Source organism: Segatella hominis, from assembly GCF_004535825.1.
Classification (GTDB): Bacteria; Bacteroidota; Bacteroidia; order Bacteroidales; family Bacteroidaceae; genus Prevotella; species Prevotella hominis.
Genome location: NZ_SGVY01000138.1, coordinates 1 through 853, shown reverse-complemented (window position 1 = coordinate 853; position 853 = coordinate 1). Strand labels below are relative to the sequence as shown.

The 853-nt window shown below is 37.9% G+C and carries 1 protein-coding gene; it reads left to right on the top strand.

Features of this window, described 5'->3' with window-relative positions; genetic code table 11:
- The first annotated feature begins 137 nt into the window (after positions 1-137).
- Positions 138-326: an Rpn family recombination-promoting nuclease/putative transposase gene (locus EXN75_RS17500; protein WP_246031469.1), complete on the top strand. Its 189-nt coding sequence runs from the start codon at positions 138-140 to the stop codon at positions 324-326.
- Positions 327-853: the final 527 nt, after the last annotated feature.

Below are 853 nucleotides of genomic sequence, written 5' to 3'. Positions count from 1 at the left end.
TGTTCCATATTTGTGGGAGCAAAGATAATGATTTTTAAGTAAACTGCCAAAAAACAGATCATTTTTATATAAATCTTTGTGCAAATTGTGCAAAAAGCAAATATATTCTGCATTTTCTTACATAAAGCCGTATCTTTGTGGTAGAGAATTTTAAGAACGCCCTCCTGCCACTCAGCGAAGAAGAGCAGATACACGAAATCAAGTATTTGCCAACAGAACTTGTACTCCAGCTCGAAGGGGATAAGAACACCATTGTGGATGTACTCTGCACAGATGTCAGAGGCAGGAAGTTCTGCGTGGAAATGCAGATGGAATGGTCTGAATAATGAGGCTTTCTTGTTTGTGTCAATGAACTTAAATCCGACAAATGAAATCCCAGAGAAGATTTTGGCTTACAGTACTGAGGGGACAGACGCATCCTTTTAACGCCCGACTACCGTTATCCTGTTCGTGCAACATTAGAACAGGAAGATGCCGTTGCCTTGCTGATGAGTGATGTGGGCGTGGTTTCTTTCATGCAATATACACCTAACGCCAGCGGAACACAGGGCATATTTGCCTATCAGGCGCACATGATAAAATCCTAACTGCTTGATAATGAGCGGTTAGGATTTTTTCTTTTCTATTTTTGGCAACATTTTGGCAACGTATTTCGATGCTAATTCATAATGGTTGTCAAAAGCACGTCTTCATTTTACATTCTTTCACACGATTTCATACCATTACCCAACGCAACTACTCAACCTTTCTTTGTTATATCTTGTTAAAGATTAATCTGTAGACACATATTTATAAAAAGAAATCACTATATTTGCATTTAAAGCAACAAATTGAATGTTATGGAAGATTTAAA